Origin of the sequence: Rhizomicrobium palustre (genome assembly GCF_011761565.1) — a bacterium.
Classification (GTDB): Bacteria; Pseudomonadota; Alphaproteobacteria; order Micropepsales; family Micropepsaceae; genus Rhizomicrobium; species Rhizomicrobium palustre.
Window position 1 is genome coordinate 207,067 of record NZ_JAASRM010000001.1, and the last position, 17,425, is coordinate 224,491.

Here is a 17,425-nt window from a genome sequence, read left to right on the forward strand (position 1 = left end):
ATGCGCCGTTTGACCCACCTCGTATTTCAACCCGCCTCCCGGCTGGTCCGCCTCGTCCTTGGGGAGAAGCGGCTGGTTGTTGACCTGCAACCTGGGGAGGATTTCCACGCCCAGCTCCCGGTCTTCGAGGATGAGGACGAGACGCGCTGCGTCGGGCTATGGGCCATTCTGGATCACGTCGAAGGCAACTACCCCGACGCCCCGCTGATCCCCGAAGATGCCGCCGAACGCGGCGAGGCGTTGCGCTGGCTCGATTGGACTGCCACCGTCTTTACCGACCAAGTGACCCGTCGCGTGGTGTTCGAGAAAGCCAATCCGCGCTTCACCGGCAACCCCTCCCGCTCCACCCCCGACATGAACGTGATCCGCGCCGGGCGCGATGCCTTGCGCGACATGATCCCCATGCTCGCCGCCACCATGGATGAGCGCGGCAATCTTGTCAGCCGGGCTTGCACCATCGCCGATCTGGCGCTCGCTGCGCATATCTCCTCGCTGGATTATTTTGGCGAGATTGCCTGGGACCAGAGCGCCCCCTTGAAGGAGTGGTATATGCGGATGAAGTCGCGCCCTTCTTTCCGCTCGCTTCTGGCCGATCGCGTGCCCGGCCAGCCGCCGATCAAATATTATGCCGATCTCGATTTCTGAGCTTTCCGAGGCCGTCCGCCAGCGGGCGAAAGAGGAAGGCTTTGATGTGGTGCGGCTCGCAAAAGCCGTCGCCCCGCCCCATGCCACGGAACGCCTCAGCGAGTTCTTGGAGGCCGGTCGCCACGGCGAAATGGAATGGCTCGCCAAGAATGCTGAGAAGCGCGCCGATCCTTCCGTTCTATGGCCGGAAGCAAAAAGCATCATCGTGCTGGGTGTGAATTACGGTCCTGATCACGATCCGCGCGATGATCTTGGCGATAAGACACGCGGGGCGATTTCGGTTTATGCCCGCGGCGATGATTATCACGATGTCATCAAGAAAAAGCTCAAGAGCTTCGCAGGTCATCTATGCGCAACCTATGGCGGCGATGCCAAGGTGTTTGTCGATACCGCGCCGGTCTTGGAAAAAGCCATCGCCGAACAATCGGGCATGGGCTGGCAAGGCAAGCATACAAACCTCGTCAGCCGCGACTATGGCTCCTGGCTATTTCTAGGTTCGGTCTTCACCACCCTTGAACTCGAAGCAGACGAACCCCATCTCACTCATTGCGGCCAATGCCGGGCCTGTTTGGATGCCTGCCCGACCGAGGCCTTCCTGTCGCCCTTCCGCATGGATGCGCGGCGCTGCGTGTCTTACCTCACCATCGAGAATAAGGGCCCCATCCCCGCCGAGTTTCGTATCGCGATTGGCAATCGCATTTATGGCTGTGATGACTGCCTGTCGGCCTGCCCATGGAACAAATTCGCGCAAACCTCGCAGGAAGCCCAATTCGCCGCGTGCGCGATCACGCAGCAGCCGAAGCTCGCCGACCTCGCCCGCCTCGACGACGCCGAATTTCGCACCCTCTTCCGCGCTTCGCCGATCAAACGCATTGGCCGCGACCGCTTTATCCGGAATGTGCTGATCGCGATTGGCAATTCAGGCGATCAGACCCTCGCCGCCGAAGCCGAACGACTTCTCACCGATGCCTCGCCCTTGGTACGCGGCATGGCAGTCTGGGCGCTTTCCCGCCTCAGGTCCAATTTCGAAAGTTTGCGCGCGCGCCATCGCCCGAGCGAAACCGATCCGGCGGTGCTGGAGGAATGGGATCGCGTTTAGCGCGGCAGGCTCGAAAGATAGCGCTTGGCGTCCGCCGCGGTTTCGCCTTGCCCCGAACTCGCCGCCTTCTGCCAATCCTTGCGCGCGCCCACATTGTCGCCAGCGGAGAATTTCATCTTGCCGCGTTCCAGAAGAGCTGGCGGATAATCGGGATAGACCTCCAAGGCGCGCACAATATCGCTGGCGGCATCGGCCTTTTTGTCCTGCGCCCAACGCGCCGAAGCGCGCAGGACCAGAAGATCGGCGCGATTACTATCCTGCCCCAGAACGACGGAAAGATCGGCTTCGGCACCCTTCCAATCCTTCATCAGCCCGCGTGCCCTGGCGCGGTCCGCGTAGGTGGCCATATCATTCGGCAAATCCGACAGCGCCGAGGAATAAGACGCCACCGCATCGCGCGGCTTATTGGAAAGCATCCAGGCGGCGCCTGCCTGCTGAAACAGCGCGGCGCGTTCGCCCTTGGGCACATCGCGGTTACGGCCGAGAGCATCGAGTACCCGCGCAGCCTCGTCGTAACGCTTCAAGGCATAAAGCGCGAGGGCGTGGCAATGCATCGCCGCGCCACCACCGCCATGGGTTTGCCATTCCGCGGCTTTGCGCTCCGCCGTCTGAGGGCTCCTATCCACCATGGAAACACAACCGCTGTAATCGATATCTTCGGCAAAAGCGGGCGTGGCTACGACCATCAAACCCAACAACGCGGCGCGCTTCAGCATGCGTCCATCTCCTTCAGCAGTGCTTCCAGCGTGATCTCGATCAGCTTCAAATTGGTGGGGGAGGAGATGCGATGATCCGCGCCTTTGACCAAAGTGAAGGTCACATCGCCCTCGATCTGGTCCACCAGCTTGAAGCCTTGTTGCCAAGGCACGTCGGTGTCCGCGGTGCCATGCAGGATGCGCACAGGCCACTTGGCCCGCAGAATTTTATTCAGCACCAGATTGTTGCGACCGTCTTCCAGCAGCGTCCGCGTGATAGGATAACCGCCCTCCGCATAATTCCAGACGCCTTTTTCCTGCACCACCGCCTGCACTTCCGGCGGCATGCGCGACCAGATGAGGTCTTCGGTGAAATCCGGCGCCGGAGCAATCAGAAGCATTCCAGCGACACGCTCCGGCCGCGCATGGGCCAGAAGCGTAGAAATCCAGCCGCCCATACTGGAGCCGACCAACATCTGCGGCCCTTCGGTCAGTTCATCAAGCACGGCCAAAGCATCATCGCGCCAGCGCGAGATGGTTCCGGCGGCAAAATCGCCCGAAGACTCGCCATGGCCGAAATAGTCGAAGCGCAAGAAGGCGCGGTCATTCTTCTCGGCCCAATCGGACAAAGCTTGCGCCTTGGAGCCGGACATGTCGGAATGGAAGCCGCCAAGCCAGAGAATCCCGGGCCCGCGCCCGGCTATGCGGCGATAGGCAATCGTCTCGCCACCATCGCGCGCAAAAGTGAAAGGATCGGCCATTGCAACTTCCCGGAAAATCCCACAATGCGTCAAAGCACGTCCGGCCTCAAAGCACCAGCCGGAAGCTGTTCATGAAACATGTGTTAGGCCTGGGGAGGTCCGCATGAGGTTCAAGGTTCTTTTCCTTTTGGCGGCCTTCCTGTTCGGGATGGCGGCCCCCGCCTCTGCCCAAGCCGTGCCTCTGCGCGCACCGACCTCGCATATTGAAGTGGGCACCCTGCCCCCCGCCGGGGTCTCAAGCTTCGACCCCGTGAAGGCGACCGATGCTTATCTCGCCCAAGTTCCTGCTGCCAAGCGTGCCAAGACCGACGCCTATTTCGAAGGCGGCTATGTGCTGCAAGTGGTCGATCTGATCTATGGCTTGGTGATCGCGGGCGTCCTGTTATGGGGAAAATTCTCCAGCCGCATGCGCGAGTTCGCGGAAGGCGTCACACGCCATCGCTTCTGGCAGGCACCGATCTACATTGCCCAGTATGTGGTGGTGACGACGGTGCTAATGCTGCCGCTTGCGGTCTATGAGGGCTTTTTTCGCGAGCATAAATACGGCCTCTCCAATCAGACCCTCGGCCAATGGGCAGGCGAGTTCGGTATTGGGTTTGTGATTCAGCTCATCGGCATGACGGTTCTGTTGACCCTCATCTACGCCGCTGCGCGCGCGGCGCGCCGGGCCTGGTGGATATGGGGCGCGGGCATCACCATCGCCGGCATGGTGTTCATGATGCTGATCGCGCCGATCGTTGTCGAACCGCTGTTCAACAAATATACCCCGCTGCCGGATAGCGGCATGAAGAACGCCATCCTCTCCATGGCGCGCGCCAATGGCATTCCCGCCAAGAATGTCTATGTCGTGGATGCGTCCAAACAGACCAAGAAGGTTTCGGCCAATGTCGCAGGCCTGTTCGGCACGACCCGCATCGCGCTGAACGACAACCTTCTGAACCGCGGTACCCCCAGCGAGGTTCTCTCCGTTCTTGGCCATGAGATGGGTCATTACGTGATGAACCATGTCGGCAATTTCGTCGTCTGGATGGGTCTTCTGATCCTGTTCGGTTTCTGGTTCGTGGATAAGGCGTTCTATGGGCTCGCCGGTATCTTCGGCGGCAATTGGGATGCGCGCAGCATTGACGACCCTGCGGGCCTGCCCGCGGTAATGGCGCTGATTTCAGTGTTCTTCTTTTTCGCCACACCCGTGACCAACACCATGATCCGCACCCAGGAAATCGAGGCGGATATCTATGGCCTCAACGCGGTGCGCCAGCCCGATGCCTTTGCGAAGGTGGCCCTGATGGCCGGCGAATACAGGAAGCTGGAACCCGGCAAGCTCGAAGAAACCGTCTTCTTCGATCACCCATCGGGGCGCAATCGCATCCTGATGGCGATGCGCTGGAAGGCGGAGCATCTGAACGACCCGGACATCATGGCCGGGCCGATCTCCCCGCAGTAACTATTTAAGGCTTACGCCCAGCGGCACCAAAAACGCCGCTGCGGCGCTTCTCTGCTCCGCCGACCATTCGGCCATCAGGCTTTGGGCGAGCGTCGCCTGGCTTTTCAAGATCACCCCGTCATCCAGGATTTTCAGGCCATTGGCCTTGAGCGTCGAGCCGGTGGTGGTGATGTCGACGATGGCTTCCGCGGTGCCCGCAGTGGGAGCACCTTCGGTGGCCCCGGCACTCGGCACAATGCGGTAATCCGAAATACCGGCGCTGGCGAAATAGCTGCGCGTCAACTGCGTGTACTTCGTCGCGATGCGCAAGCGCTTCTTGTGACGGGTCGCGTAGGCGGCACAGATGTCATCGAGGTCCGCCATGGTGGAGACATCGATCCAGCTTGCGGGCACGGCAACCACCACATCGGCAAAGCCAAAGCCGAGCGGCTGCAACAGCGCGATGCGGCGGTCGAGTTCCGGCGCAGCCTCGCGAATAAGGTCTTCGCCCGTAACGCCGAGATGCACATCGCCATTGGCGAGCGATGCGGCGATTTCGGAGGACGACAACAGCATCACATCGATGCCGGGATGGCCTTCCACGGTCGCGCGATAGCCGCGCGCACCCGCAGTTTGCTTCAAGGCAATGCCAGCGGTGCCAAGATAGGCATCGAACTGTTCTTTCAAGCGTCCCTTGGAAGGAACGGCAAGAGTCACCATATCTGTCATTGTGCCGCTCTCGCTGCGATGAGGCGCTCAGTGCGGATGGCACAGCCCACCGCGGTGGTGCCACGCGGCGCGCCCAGCGTTTCCATGAGCGTATCATAACGCCCGCCACCAGCGACCTCGCCGCTATGGGTCCAGAATTCGAAGACGAAGCCGGTGTAGTATTCAAGATTGCGCCCGAAATGGGCGACGAAGCGCACGCGGGCAGGATCGATATCCATCGACTTCAAGGCATGCAGGCGATCCGCCATAGCCGAAAGCGGCTTCAGCATTTTGACCGCCACAGGCTTGGTCAGGGCCCGCAACCGCTCGAGCGCCTCCTCGCAAGGCCCACTCACCTTCAAGAATTCACTGATGAGATCGGCGACATCGGCATCAAGGCGCACGCTTTCGCCTTCGCAAGCCTGCAACGTCAGACGCTCAATGATTTCATCGCGCGTGCGGCCGCCGAGCGGGGCATCGCCAGCCGCGTCGATCATATTCTCGATGGTGGGCTTCAGCTCCATCAACTTGAGACCCGCGAGCTTATCCACGGTGCGCTCTGCATCGCTGCCCTCGCCCGCCACCATGCGCGCCAAGAGTTTTTCGAAATAGCCCGTGCGCCAGACATGACGCTTCAGCCGTCCGCGCCATTGGGCGGGTACATCGAGGGCATCGATCAGGGTGTTGAAGAGGCCGAGATCGCCCACGATCATGGAGAAATTGTTTACACCGCCCGCGCGCACCGCCTCGGCGGCAAGGCCCATCATTTCGGCATCGCCCGCGGCACGATCCGGCAAGCCGAGCAACTCAGCGCCCGCTTGCCAAAACTGGCCTGCACCAGGCTGATGGCGGAAGGCAGGACCGTGATAGCAAAGCCGCGCCGGATAAGGATTTCCGCTCTCCACCTGCCACTTACAGGTCGGGATGGTGAGGTCGGGGCGCAGACACAACTCCTGGCCCGACGGATCAGTCAGCTCGAAAGTGCGGCGGCGGATATCCTCGCCCGAACGGTCAACGAAAAGGTGCGCGGGCTGAAGGATCGCAGGCTCGTGCCGCGTATAGCCTTTAGCGCCAAAAACGCCGAGCACCGCATTGGCGACACCATCCAGCGCCGCAATCTCGTCAGGACCATAGGTGGGAAAGGACGGCATTTATTGCCCCAGCATGGAAAGCACCTTGGCCACCATGTCTTCGCGTTTGACGGTTTCTTGCGCAGCCCGCGCGCCGACCCATTCGGCCCGACTTTCGACCGATTTGGAAAGCTCCGCACCGAGCTTCAGGTCTTTGATGGTGACGACACCTTGAGCGCGTTCGTCATCGCCTTCCATCACCACCAGCGCCGCGTCGCGCTTATCGGCATATTTGAGCTGGTCTGGGATTTTCTTAGTGCCGACATAGGTCTCCGCACGAATACCCGCGGCGCGCAGTTCTTTGGCGAGGCGGAAGGAAGAAACCGTATCGCCCATGGCGAGCACGATCACCAGGGGCTTCACCTCGCCCACCAGCCCGCGCGAAGTCAGCGCGGCAAGAAGACGGGAAACACCAATGGAAATGCCGGTAGCCGGAACCTGCTGGCCGGTGAAACGCGCGACGAGATCATCATAACGCCCACCGCCCGCGACCGAACCGAACACGACCTCCTGGCCGTCTTCGTTTTTCACTTTGAAGGTGAGCTGGGCTTCGAATACCGGGCCGGTGTAATAGTCCAGACCGCGAATGATCGAGGTATCGGGCGCGATCTGATCTTCGCCATAGCCATTCTCACGGCAGAAACGCACTATCTCGAAAAGCTGATCGATGGCGGCGTTAGCCTTGGCATCTTCGCCAACAATCTCACGCAGCACGGGGCGGAAGTCGCCCTGCACACCGCCAATTTCCAGGAAACGCAGGATTTTGGCAGCAGCCTCATCCGAAAGTTGCGCGCCCTTGGTGTAGTCGCCGGATTCGTCCTTGCGACCTTCGCCGAGCAGCGCGTTCACACCATGGACACCCAAACGGTCGAGCTTATCAATCGCCCGCATGGCAATGCCGCGGCGCTCGCGCTCTTCCACCGGCAGACCGACCGCATCAAGTACGCCATCAAGAATGCCGCGGCTGTTGATCTTCACGACATATTCGCCGCGCTTGAGGCCCAGCGCCTCCAAGGCATCGCAGACCATCATCAGAAGCTCGGCGTCGGCGGCGGGGGAATTGGACCCCACCGTGTCGGCATCGAACTGGGTGAATTCGCGATAGCGGCCCGGGCCGGGCTTCTCATTGCGATAGACTAGGCCCGTCTGATAGCGGCGGAAGGGCTTGGGCAGGTTCTGGAAATTCTCGGCGACATAGCGGGCGAGCGGCGCCGTCAGGTCATAGCGCAGGCTCATCCACTGCTCATCATCGTCCTTGAGCGAGAACACCCCCTCATTGGGACGGTCCACATCGGGGAGGAACTTTCCGAGGGCGTCGGTATACTCAAAGGTCGGGGTTTCGAGCGGCAGGAAGCCGTAAGACTCGTAAACACCCCGGATGGTCTCGATCAGGCGGCGCTCGGCGGCGATCTCAGCACCCGACCGGTCACGAAACCCGCGCGGCAGGCGCGCCTTGGGCTTGGACCCTTTCTGAGCAATTTTCTTGTCGGATGCCATGATCTGCTTTCGTAAAACGCTGCCCAATTCAGTTGGGGGCCTTGTAGCGGGTGGAACCAGGAGCGGCAAGAAAAAGGGCAGAGACAGAACGGCATAGGCCGTCTTGCCCTCCGGGCAAAAGCCCGACACGGCGATAAAATCCCAAGACGATACACGCTAGGCGGGCGCCAGGTTAAGGGCTTGGTTAAACCAAGCGTTTATCATCTTCGGCAAAGGATTGCCTTCATGCCGGACTACGAAAACTGGGCCACGAGCCCCCGGGCGATCACCTGGGACGAAAGCCTCGCCTTTGAATCCCCCCTGCTGGCGCAAGCCTACCAGACCTGGGCGGAACTGGGCGCAGGCGCTATCCCAGCCCGCAGCCGGTTCACGCCCCGTGCGGTGAAGGCCTTTGTGGGCCATCTGACCATTTTCGAAAAGATGGCCGATGGAGGTTATCTCATTCGGCTGATGGGCACACGCATCGCGGCTACTCTCGGCGAGATGCAAGGCAAGCGGCTGGAAGAGGCTCTGCCCGCCCTCGTCGCCACCCGCTGGTCCACGGCCCTCACGCGCGCACTGGACGAGAAAAAACCGCTCCGCATCGTCACCGTCGTCAGTCTCAACGACCTGCATTTCCTGGAGGCGGAGATTTTTATCGCGCCGCTCAGCGATGATGCAGGCGCGCTCAATATGGTGTTCACGACCACGGTGTTCCGCGCCGGGGTCGCCAAATCCACTGCCGTCGCCGATCTGGTGGGCCAGAAATAATTACGCCGAACAAACAAGACCAATAAAATTGGTGTGGGAGTAAACATGGTGCCGCGTAGACATCTCATCGGATTTTTCTGCGACACCCCGATGGTGGGTTCGGGCTACCTCGCCATGTTGCAGATCGGACTGATGGCTGGTTGCCGCAAATGGGATAGCGCACTTCTGATCAAATCCTTCGAGTTCGCGGAAAAGGATATTCCCGACCAAGTGCGGCACGTGATCTTGCGCAATCCCCTAGACGGCGTCGTCCTGCCCGAGCCGATGTGCGATATGGAAGACGTGCTGGATGTACTTTTTGCAGCGGGCATTCCCGTGGTGCGGATCACACCGCATTCCCCCAACAGCCGCACGCTTGATATTTGCATCGATAATTTTCAGGCGGGATATGACCTCACGACCTATCTGATTGGGCTTGGGCACAAGCGCATCGGTTTCGTCCGGGGTCCGTCCGATCATCGCGACGCACAGGTGCGCTATGACGGCTTCTGTCAGGCAATGGGCGATGCAGGCCTTCCCATTACCGAAGCGTATTGCCCAGCGGGCAATTTCGAATTCAGTTCCGGCCTGCAATCGGCGGAAAAGCTCTTAAGCCTCGCCGAACCGCCCAGCGCGATATTCGCCTGCAATGACGAGATCGCCGCGGCGGTGTTGGCGGTCTGCCATAGCCGCGGCATCAACGTGCCAGAGGACCTTTCGCTGGCGGGCTTCGACGATGCGCCGATTGCCCGCGTGGTCTGGCCACCGCTCACCACCTGTCGCCAGAAGATGGAACTCACTGGCTACATGGCCGTGGACTTCCTCATCGAGCCGCCTCATAGCGCCGAGATGCGCCGCCGCCCGCAGCAGCATGAGCTGGTTATCCGCAAATCGACCAGTCGCCCAAAAGGCTGACCCGCGATTTCAAAACGTGAAAACAAACCCGCAAAAATCCTCCTAAGAGACTTATAATACTTGATTTTCGCCTTTCTGGCGGGACCACCACCAAGCACCATGAAGCCTGTGCTTGACACACTATATGCCACACAGTATGTGTAGCACAGGATGTGCAACACAGCTTGTTGGCAGGTATGGGCGAGACAGCATCGATTTTTGAAAATCTCCGCATGGAGCTGCGCCGGGGCAGTTTGATCCTGGCGGTGCTGGGGGCCCTGCAGGCCGAGCAATACGGCTACACCTTACGCAAAACGCTGGAGGACTGCGGCCTGCCGGTGGACGAAGGCACGCTTTACCCGCTGCTGCGCCGTCTGGAGTCGCAAGGCCTGCTCGAAAGCCAATGGCGCGAGGAGGACAAGCGCAAGAAGCGCTTCTACCGCCTCAGCACCCAAGGCGCCGAAATCTACACCCGCCTGTTGGCGGAGTGGAAAGGCATCGGCGAGGCCATCGCCGAACTCAATCGCACCACCTAACGATTAATTGGGCAAACTGGGGAATTCGATCATGGAGCTTGTCGACCGCTATATCGCCGCTGTGAAGTTCTGGCTGCCGTCGGATATTGAAGACGACATCGCCGCCGAACTCGCCGAGGACATCCGCTCGGAAATCGAAGAGGCCGAAGCCGAAAAGGGGCGGAAACTCACCGATGATGAAATCTCGGCACTCTTGAAGGAGCGCGGTGCGCCCTTGACGGTTGCCCGCCGCTACCTGCCACAAAGAAGTCTGATCGGGCCTGAGCTTTTCCCGGTCTACATACTGGTCTTGAAAATCGCGGGCGCGGTGGTTGTCGGCCTTTGGTTGATCGGCAATATCGCCTCAGGCGCGATGCATGGACGCTGGGGCTCGTTCAATGTCGATTTCAATGGGCTTTTGATGGCCTTCGCGGTGGTGACCATCATCTTCGCCATCATCGAGCGCAATGACGTCTTGGCGGCTAAGACGAAGGAGTTCAATCCGAAAACCCTGCCGCCGGTGGTCGATAAGAACCGCCTGCGCCGTTCGGATCTAATCGGGGAAATCGCCGGCAATCTCGTCTTCGTCTGGCTGTTCTTCGCAGGCTATCTCTCGCGCAGCGAATACTGGCTGTTCAACATGCACATCGTGCTGAGCCCGGAATGGGTGGGCTTTTGCCAGATATCGCTAGCGCTGGCACTGGCCGAAATTGCCCTAACCGGCTTTCAGCTCTTCCGCCCGAGCTGGAACTGGCCGACCATTCTCTTCCGCCTGCTTTTCGACCTCGCCAAGACCTTTGTACTGGGCTGGTTCCTTTCCAGCCACGCCATCCGCCTGATCGAGAGCCCTGGCATCAAACCGCATGTCGTCGAGAAGATCGTCTTCTATTCAGACATGCTGGCTCAATACGCCATCCCGTTCTGCGCCCTCATCGCCTTCGGCATTCTGATAGCCGCCACCGTCCGCTTCGTCCGGCTGCGCTGGAAGGGGTTTTAGAGACGCCAATGTCCGCACCGCCTGTCAGTCCAGGGCGGCGGAAGGCCGGATTTTTTAGGGGAAGAAGGGTGGTACAGGCGACTGGGGTTGAACCAGTGACCTCCGGATCCACAATCCGGCGCTCTAACCAACTGAGCTACGCCTGCACGCTTCGGGGGGCGGAAACTAGTGAGGCGGGGGCGCAAAAGCAAGCGCCCAAATACCCAGAATTTGCGGAAAAAACCGCCGCAGGCCACCTCCGCCCCTCCTATCCCCAGCCACATCTCGCCCTTTTGGCCGAAACCGCCCTGCGGCACCCTGGCGCCGTCACATCAGCCGGTTATGATCCCACCCCATTGGGACGGTTCAGGGGGAGCTTGTCATGAGCAAAATATGGCGCCGTATTCTCATCGCCGTGGGGGTGCTTGCCGCTCTCGCCGTGCTCGTCCTGGCGATTCCCTTCCTGGTGCCGATGGATGCCTATCGCGGCCAGATCGAGACCGCAGGCGCCACTGCCACCGGGCGAACGATGAAGATCGAGGGGCCTGTCCGGCTCACCCTCTATCCCCATCTGGGGCTCAAGGCTCAGCAGGTCACGCTCGCCAATGTGAAGGGCGGCAAGGCCTCGGTGATGGTGGATGTCGGCGATATCAACCTGTCGCTGCAACTCTGGCCGCTGCTGCATGGCGCCATCGCCCTCGACAAGATCGTGCTAGTCAAACCGGTGATTGCCCTCGAGGTCGATAACGACGGCAACCCCAATTGGCAGTTCGGCAAAAAGACCGACAAAAGCGAAAAGAAGGGCACGCTCACCCTGCCCTCGGGCACACGCTTCAACGGTATCGAGATCAGCGATGGCATGGTCACCTATGACAATGCCAAAACCAAAACCCACCGCGCGGTCGAGCATGTCAATCTCGTGGTCGGCATCACCGAGATCGACCAGCCGGTTTCCTTGACCGGCGATCTTTTCATCGAGACGCGCAAGCTCGGTTTCCAGGGGCGGCTCGCCACGCTGAAAAGCTTCCTCTCCTCGGGCACCACGAATTTTGCCTTGGCGCTCGACTCCGAGCTTTTGAAAGCTGATTTCAATGGCCAGATGCTGCCCGATGGCACCACGGATGGGCGCTTCCAAATGACGAGCCCCTCCTTGCGCGAGCTTTCTGGATGGCTGGGCCAGAAGCTTCCGGCAGGCGGGCTTGGCGCACTGAACCTCAAGAGCCGGATCATCAATAAGGAAAAGGTCACCCATCTCGAGGCGCTGAAAGTGAGTCTCGACGGGCAGAACATGACCGGCGACCTCACCATCGATGCAAGCAACACGGTGCCGGTGTTGGGCGGTACGCTAAATGCAGATCGCTTGAATCTGACGCCCTATCTGGAAGGCGGAAAGACGCGGGCCGCGCCGCGCCCCAATGAAGCCTGGAGCCGGGAACCAATCAGCTTTGCCTTGTTGAAGGAGTTCAATGGCAAGCTCGCCTTCTCGACGGGGTCGTTGACGGCGCAGAGCCTGCACCTCGGCCGTGCCAGCCTCCATCTCACGGTCGATAATGGCTTGGCCAATATCGTGCTGGATCAGGTCTCGCTCTATGGCGGCTCGGGCCAAGGCGATATGACGATTGATGCGCGCGGAAAGGTGCCGCAATTTTTGAGCCGCAGCACCTTGCACAATGTCGAGCTGCAGCCGCTCTTGAAGGACATGCTGCAAGTCGATGCCATCAGCGGCGTCGGCGCCTTGACGCTGGACCTGCGTTTCGCGGGAAGCTCGCCCAACGCGATCCTGCATAGCCTTTCCGGCAAAGGCAGCCTCTCGGCGCAGAATGGGCGCGTCAAAGGTGTCGATCTCGGGCGTGTCGCCAAGACGGTTTCCATCGTTCTGGGCGGCGATGCGACAGGTGATGTCGCCAGCACCGATTTTCATGATCTCGGCGCGAGCTTTGTTCTGGCCCAAGGCGTGATGTCCACTAACGACTTCCGGCTCGCAGGCCCCGTGGTCGAGATGACGGGTCACGGCGGCATCGATATCGGCAATAAGACCATCGATTTCCGCGTTAAGCCGGGCGCGCATGTAGCAGGTTATGGGCTCGCGGTGCCCTTCCGTATCAGCGGAAGCTGGTCCAAACTGCACTACGCACCCGATGTGGGGGCAATTATGGAAGGTGCGTCAGATAGCCTGAAAAATGGGGCTGCGGCGATTGGAGCACTCTTCGGCGGCGGTCAAAAAAACGGCCAAAAGCCGGAGGACAAGAAGAAAAACACTGGAAACGCGTTGAAAGACCTGTTCGGCATACATTGAGGACATGATGAAGACATGGAGAGTGGTGGCGGCGAGCGCTGCCGGATTCGTCGTCCTTGCGAGTGTGTTCGGATATCTCTTCATGACGCGGCCCAAGCCCGAATTGCGGGTTGCGACCTGGCCGGGCAGCTATGGTCATGCGCAGGCGAGCGCGCAGCTCGTCCCCTTCGGCAATGCCAGCGGCACCAATGTGCTGCTCGCCATCTATGACGGCGGCACCAGCGATCTCGCCCGCCAAGTCGCCTCCAAACAGTACAAATGGGATGTTATTGATTTCGAATATCCCGACGTGGTTTCGGCCTGCGCGCAAGGCCTGCTCGAGCCCATTAATGCGGACGATCTGCCCGCGGGCGCCAATGGCCGCCCGGCCCGGCTCGATTTCGTGCCCGGCGCCATCGGGCCATGCTGGGTGGCGAGCGTGGTCTATTCCCAGGTGATCGCCTATACGCCCACCGTGGCCCAGCCTCAGAAAGCCGCGGATTTCTTTGACGTAGCGCATTTTCCCGGCAAGCGCGCCCTTTCGGCGACGAGCGGCAAATACGCACTCGAGCTTGCGCTGCTCGCCGATGGCGTCGCACCCAAGGATGTCTACCCCACGCTGGCGACGCCAAGCGGCTTAAAGCGCGCCATTGCCAAGCTGCAGAGCCTGAAAGGTGATCTTGTCTGGTACAAAGGCGCAGCGGATGCCGCCGCGATGCTCTCGGACGGGCGCGCAGCCATGGCGCTGATGCCCAACTGGGCGGTGTTCGACGCCGACAATTCCCCCGACGCGCATGGCAAGCTCGCCATTCTCTGGGATCGACAGCTCTATGAAATGGAAGCTTTCGGCATTCCGAAGGGGAGCCCCAAGACGAAGGCGGCGAATGACTTCCTACGCTTTGCTACGCGCTCGGAAAATCTCGGCCGCATGGCGAGCTGGATTCCCTATGGCCCCGCTCGCCGCAGCGGATTGGCCTTTGTGGTGACCAATCCGGACCTCAAAATCGCGATGCAGCCCTACCTGCCGACCGCGCACATGGACACCGCCTTCGCCGTCGATGCGGGGTGGTGGCGGAGCCATGGCAGCGAGGTCGCTGCTGCCTGGCAGGGTTTCGCCGCGCCGTAGCGCTTATTTCACTCGGCGGACTTTGAAGAGCGTCATCTCACGGCCCTCAAACACAAGGTTGTAGCTGCCCAAAAGCCCATGCGAAATCACCACCGTGTCGCCCTGTTTGCTGAAACGGGCGCGGCCGGTGTCGGATTCAATCTGGCGCCAGACCTGGCCGTTATCGAGGGTAACGGTGAACTTGCCGGTCTTGCCTAAATCGACCGCCGTGACTTTGCCACGCACCTCCTGAACTTCCTGCGGTTCCTTGGCGGCCTCTTCGCGGGTCTGAGTCTTGCGGATGGTTTCGGCACCGAATTCATCCACCTTGCTGGGACTACGCGAAACCGGCGCGGCAGACGGGACTGCGACGGGCGCAGGCACCACGGACGGAGCGGCGGCAGGAGCAGCGGCCACTGGCGCAGCGCCCTGGTTTGGCAGGGTCACGAAGGGCTGAGCCTCGGGCGGCTTCGGGGCCGCCACGGGAGCGACGGGTTGTGTGCGCGCGGCACGGGCGGCCAAACCGTCGAAACAAGCCAGACGGGCACGATCATCACTCACCCCGGCGCAGATATTCACATTGGCCGGCAAATCTTCCGCAGCAGCGGAGACAGCGCAAAACCCTAAAGTCGCGATCGCGAGAATATTCTTCATGGGAAGTAGTTTACCCCTCATTCACTAGCCGAGCTCGGCTCCGGCGATGTTCCATAGCATGCGCTAGTCCGAAAGTGTGCCAAGCCAGCCCCTAAGTCCACTATTTCGGCCAAAAACCTGAGCCCCCACCACGCCGCCAAAATCAATTTATAAGCGTACGAGCGTTGCGCACAAATCAAAATGCCCCGCCCGGACCACACGTGAAAGTAGCCTGTGCGGCTTTTTCCGCCTCAAGCCCAAGAAAAGATACGAATGCCCTTCCGCCACGCATGAAATAAAGCTGAAATCATGGGCAGTGCGTTGCGAGTGGGGAGATCATCATGGGCAGGCAGTCAAACGGGAATGGCAATGGCGGCCCCGCGCCGTTCGACGGCAGCCAACGCCCCCTGGCGCGCAGCCCGCTCGACGACCCTCGCCTGCTTAGCGGGCCCTTCTGGGGGGAGCTTCGGGTCTTTCTCGCCGTCGCCAAGGCCAAGTCCTTTAATCGCGCGGCGCGCCAGCTTGGCATGTCGCAGCCAACGGTGAGTCGGCAGGTCCGTCGCTTGCAGGATGTGATTGGCTCACAGCTTGTCGTCTCCTCGGCTAACGACATCACCCTGACCGATAAGGGGCTGGAGCTAGCCCAGGCGCTGATTTCGCTCGACGAAAAGCTGTTCGAAATCGCCCATGAACTCAAAGCCGAAAGCCGCGACGCCGAAGGGCTGGTGCGCGTCTCCGTTACGGAGGCGCTGGCGGGGCTGTTCCTCGCCCCTAACCTCGCCGCCTTCAGCGAGCGCTATCCCAAAATCCAGCTTCACATCCGCAACCCGGCCAACCTCGCCGCCTTCCGCGACAACCAGACCGACATCATGATCAGTTTTCAGCCGGGCACCGGCAGTGTGGTGTCGCAACGCTGCGGCGTGGTCCACCTTATCCCCCAGGCAAGTCGCGATTATGTGCAGCGCTTCGGCATGCCGACGCGCTCCAACCTGGAATCTCATTTCTTTCTCGATACAGAGTATTACTCGGCCAAGACCGGGGTCTGGGATGGCTGGCAGAAGGCGGTCGCGCGCGGCGAGGTCTCGCATTACTGCGACAACTCCTTCGCCTACGCGCTGATGGCCAAGTCCGGCCTCGGCATCGCGCTTTTGGGCTCCTACACCCTCGCCGATCCGATCTCGATACCGCTCGACATCGACGTGCATGTGCCGCTGCCGATTTTCGTTCTTGCCATGGGTGAGCGGCTGCAAGCCAAGCCCATCAAGCTGGTGTTCGATTGGCTCTGCGAAATCTTCGCGCCCACGACGCCCTGGTTCTCGCCTCAGCTCAACCTCACCAATATCCCCCGCGCGATCGGGGCGACGCTGGACCGCGCCGCCGTCATCCCACCCTCAGGCGATCCATCCGAAGACTGACCCCTCTATTGTTCGTGCTTGGCAGGGATTTCCCACTTGCCTTCGGTGCGGAAGAGCACCGCAACATCGCTGGCAAGCGAAATCGCATCGCTCGGCGGGACAAGATCGCGGATGAGCTCAACATGGGGCTCTCCGTGATAAATCGCAGGCGCCTTGCCCTCGACCTCGCGAAAGCCGAGCACGGCGCGCCAGAGCCGTGCATATTCCGGCGAGGCATGGGTGATGACCTTGGTGTAGCCCTTGCGCGCGATGTGGTCGAAAATGAACTCGGCGCACATTTTCAGATAGCGCGGATGACGATGTGATTTGCGGAAGGCCGACCGCTCGATCTTGGCGAAATCCGAGAACCAGCGCACCCTTAGCGCTCCTACGGGCTCGTCATTCAAATAGGCCACCGCGTGAGTCGCCTGCAGATCATTGCCATCAAAGGCATGATCGACCGGCAGCCCCGTCTCTTCCATGAAACAGATCGCTCGCACTGAATAGGCGTGCTGCAACTGCTCCATGGTCGTGACGATCTCCGCCCGAAAAGAGTTGTGCCCCTCACCCGCCATTAACGCCTCCCGTTTACATTCCCAACGCACGACGGGTAGAATTGCGCGGCTAAGCGGTTTTGCGGAGCCGGGGTAATTTTGAGCATCTCTTCAAATAAGCTGTGCATCGAATGAACACAAAACCGGAAATCGCTGGTGTGAGCCTTGCGCAACTGGTGGCCGCTTGGTCGGCCGAGGCGGTGGCTGCTTTCGGGCAGGATTGGCCAAAAATCACGGCGCATATCAGTGCCCGCTTCGAGGCCTTGCCGATGGAGTTGCGCTTGCGGCTGCAGGCCGAAGCGGCCCACACTATTGCTGCCGACAGGTTGGGTGCCGCCGCGCTTCGCCATTGATTTTCGCGACGAAAACAGCGATTTCCCTTTTGCTTGCAG

18 protein-coding genes and 1 tRNA gene are annotated in these 17,425 nt (G+C 60.5%); 11 read left to right on the forward strand and 8 right to left on the reverse strand.

Features of this window, described 5'->3' with window-relative positions:
• The first annotated feature begins 9 nt into the window (after positions 1-9).
• Together FHS83_RS00815 and queG are read left to right on the forward strand one after the other, a co-directional pair.
• Positions 10-645, forward strand: coding sequence for a glutathione S-transferase family protein (locus FHS83_RS00815; protein WP_167079916.1), 636 nt, complete (start codon positions 10-12; stop codon positions 643-645).
• The gene (queG, locus tag FHS83_RS00820) at positions 626-1,744 is read left to right on the forward strand and encodes a tRNA epoxyqueuosine(34) reductase QueG (RefSeq protein WP_167079918.1); all 1,119 of its coding nucleotides are present in this window, start codon (positions 626-628) and stop codon (positions 1,742-1,744) included. The genes FHS83_RS00815 and queG overlap by 20 nt, the downstream gene beginning before the upstream one ends.
• Here queG and FHS83_RS00825 read toward each other — a convergent pair.
• Together FHS83_RS00825 and FHS83_RS00830 are read right to left on the reverse strand one after the other, a co-directional pair.
• A complete protein-coding gene (locus tag FHS83_RS00825; RefSeq protein ID WP_167079920.1) occupies positions 1,741-2,460 on the reverse strand; it encodes a tetratricopeptide repeat protein in 720 nt (239 codons plus the stop codon). The genes queG and FHS83_RS00825 overlap by 4 nt on opposite strands.
• Positions 2,454-3,200 (reverse strand): alpha/beta hydrolase, encoded by a 747-nt coding sequence (locus FHS83_RS00830; protein ID WP_167079922.1) that lies wholly within the window; start codon positions 3,198-3,200, stop codon positions 2,454-2,456. Before FHS83_RS00830 ends, FHS83_RS00825 begins: the two co-directional genes overlap by 7 nt.
• 103 nt (positions 3,201-3,303) lie before the next feature.
• Here FHS83_RS00830 and FHS83_RS00835 point away from each other — a divergent pair, with 103 nt between their 5' ends.
• Positions 3,304-4,644: a M48 family metallopeptidase gene (locus FHS83_RS00835; RefSeq protein WP_167079924.1), complete on the forward strand. Its 1,341-nt coding sequence runs from the start codon at positions 3,304-3,306 to the stop codon at positions 4,642-4,644.
• On the opposite strand, the gene hisG is transcribed toward FHS83_RS00835, so the two are convergent.
• The 3 genes from hisG to hisS are packed head-to-tail and all read right to left on the reverse strand — an operon-like array spanning position 4,645 to position 7,958.
• On the reverse strand, positions 4,645-5,352 hold the full coding sequence (hisG, locus tag FHS83_RS00840) for an ATP phosphoribosyltransferase (RefSeq protein WP_167079926.1): 708 nt from the start codon (positions 5,350-5,352) through the stop codon (positions 4,645-4,647).
• Positions 5,349-6,482 (reverse strand): ATP phosphoribosyltransferase regulatory subunit, encoded by a 1,134-nt coding sequence (locus FHS83_RS00845; protein WP_167079928.1) that lies wholly within the window; start codon positions 6,480-6,482, stop codon positions 5,349-5,351. Before FHS83_RS00845 ends, hisG begins: the two co-directional genes overlap by 4 nt.
• Positions 6,483-7,958 (reverse strand): histidine--tRNA ligase, encoded by a 1,476-nt coding sequence (gene hisS / locus FHS83_RS00850; RefSeq protein ID WP_167079930.1) that lies wholly within the window; start codon positions 7,956-7,958, stop codon positions 6,483-6,485.
• Between the two features lie 225 nt (positions 7,959-8,183).
• Between hisS and FHS83_RS00855 the strand changes: the two genes are divergently transcribed.
• The 4 genes from FHS83_RS00855 (at position 8,184) to FHS83_RS00870 (ending at position 11,093) form a co-directional block, all read left to right on the forward strand.
• Positions 8,184-8,708, forward strand: a complete 525-nt coding sequence (locus tag FHS83_RS00855) for a PAS domain-containing protein (RefSeq protein ID WP_167079932.1) — start codon at positions 8,184-8,186, stop codon at positions 8,706-8,708.
• Positions 8,709-8,753: 45 nt separating this feature from the next.
• On the forward strand, positions 8,754-9,602 hold the full coding sequence (locus tag FHS83_RS00860; protein ID WP_167079934.1) for a substrate-binding domain-containing protein: 849 nt from the start codon (positions 8,754-8,756) through the stop codon (positions 9,600-9,602).
• Positions 9,603-9,814: 212 nt separating this feature from the next.
• Positions 9,815-10,117: a PadR family transcriptional regulator gene (locus FHS83_RS00865; RefSeq protein WP_208414164.1), complete on the forward strand. Its 303-nt coding sequence runs from the start codon at positions 9,815-9,817 to the stop codon at positions 10,115-10,117.
• 31 nt (positions 10,118-10,148) lie between these two features.
• Complete coding sequence (locus tag FHS83_RS00870) at positions 10,149-11,093, forward strand: hypothetical protein (protein ID WP_167079938.1); 945 nt, start codon at positions 10,149-10,151, stop codon at positions 11,091-11,093.
• Positions 11,094-11,162: 69 nt separating this feature from the next.
• Here FHS83_RS00870 and FHS83_RS00875 read toward each other — a convergent pair.
• Positions 11,163-11,239, reverse strand: a tRNA-His gene (locus FHS83_RS00875).
• A 215-nt stretch (positions 11,240-11,454) separates the two neighbouring features.
• Between FHS83_RS00875 and FHS83_RS00880 the strand changes: the two genes are divergently transcribed.
• Complete coding sequence (locus FHS83_RS00880; protein WP_167079940.1) at positions 11,455-13,368, forward strand: AsmA family protein; 1,914 nt, start codon at positions 11,455-11,457, stop codon at positions 13,366-13,368.
• Positions 13,369-13,372: 4 nt separating this feature from the next.
• Positions 13,373-14,473: an extracellular solute-binding protein gene (locus tag FHS83_RS00885; RefSeq protein WP_167079942.1), complete on the forward strand. Its 1,101-nt coding sequence runs from the start codon at positions 13,373-13,375 to the stop codon at positions 14,471-14,473.
• A 3-nt stretch (positions 14,474-14,476) separates the two neighbouring features.
• Here FHS83_RS00885 and FHS83_RS00890 read toward each other — a convergent pair whose 3' ends face one another.
• A complete protein-coding gene (locus tag FHS83_RS00890) occupies positions 14,477-15,106 on the reverse strand; it encodes a hypothetical protein (RefSeq protein WP_167079944.1) in 630 nt (209 codons plus the stop codon).
• A 320-nt stretch (positions 15,107-15,426) separates the two neighbouring features.
• Here FHS83_RS00890 and FHS83_RS00895 point away from each other — a divergent pair, with 320 nt between their 5' ends.
• Complete coding sequence (locus FHS83_RS00895) at positions 15,427-16,500, forward strand: LysR family transcriptional regulator (RefSeq protein WP_167079946.1); 1,074 nt, start codon at positions 15,427-15,429, stop codon at positions 16,498-16,500.
• A 5-nt stretch (positions 16,501-16,505) separates the two neighbouring features.
• Here the strand turns inward: FHS83_RS00895 and FHS83_RS00900 are convergent, their stop codons facing one another.
• Positions 16,506-17,054, reverse strand: coding sequence for a GNAT family N-acetyltransferase (locus tag FHS83_RS00900; RefSeq protein WP_167079948.1), 549 nt, complete (start codon positions 17,052-17,054; stop codon positions 16,506-16,508).
• A 110-nt stretch (positions 17,055-17,164) separates the two neighbouring features.
• On the opposite strand from FHS83_RS00900, the gene FHS83_RS00905 reads away from it, so the two are divergent.
• Positions 17,165-17,386 carry a hypothetical protein gene (locus FHS83_RS00905; RefSeq protein WP_167079950.1) on the forward strand — a complete coding sequence of 74 codons (222 nt, stop codon included), beginning with the start codon at positions 17,165-17,167 and terminating at the stop codon, positions 17,384-17,386.
• The last annotated feature ends 39 nt before the right edge of the window (positions 17,387-17,425 follow it).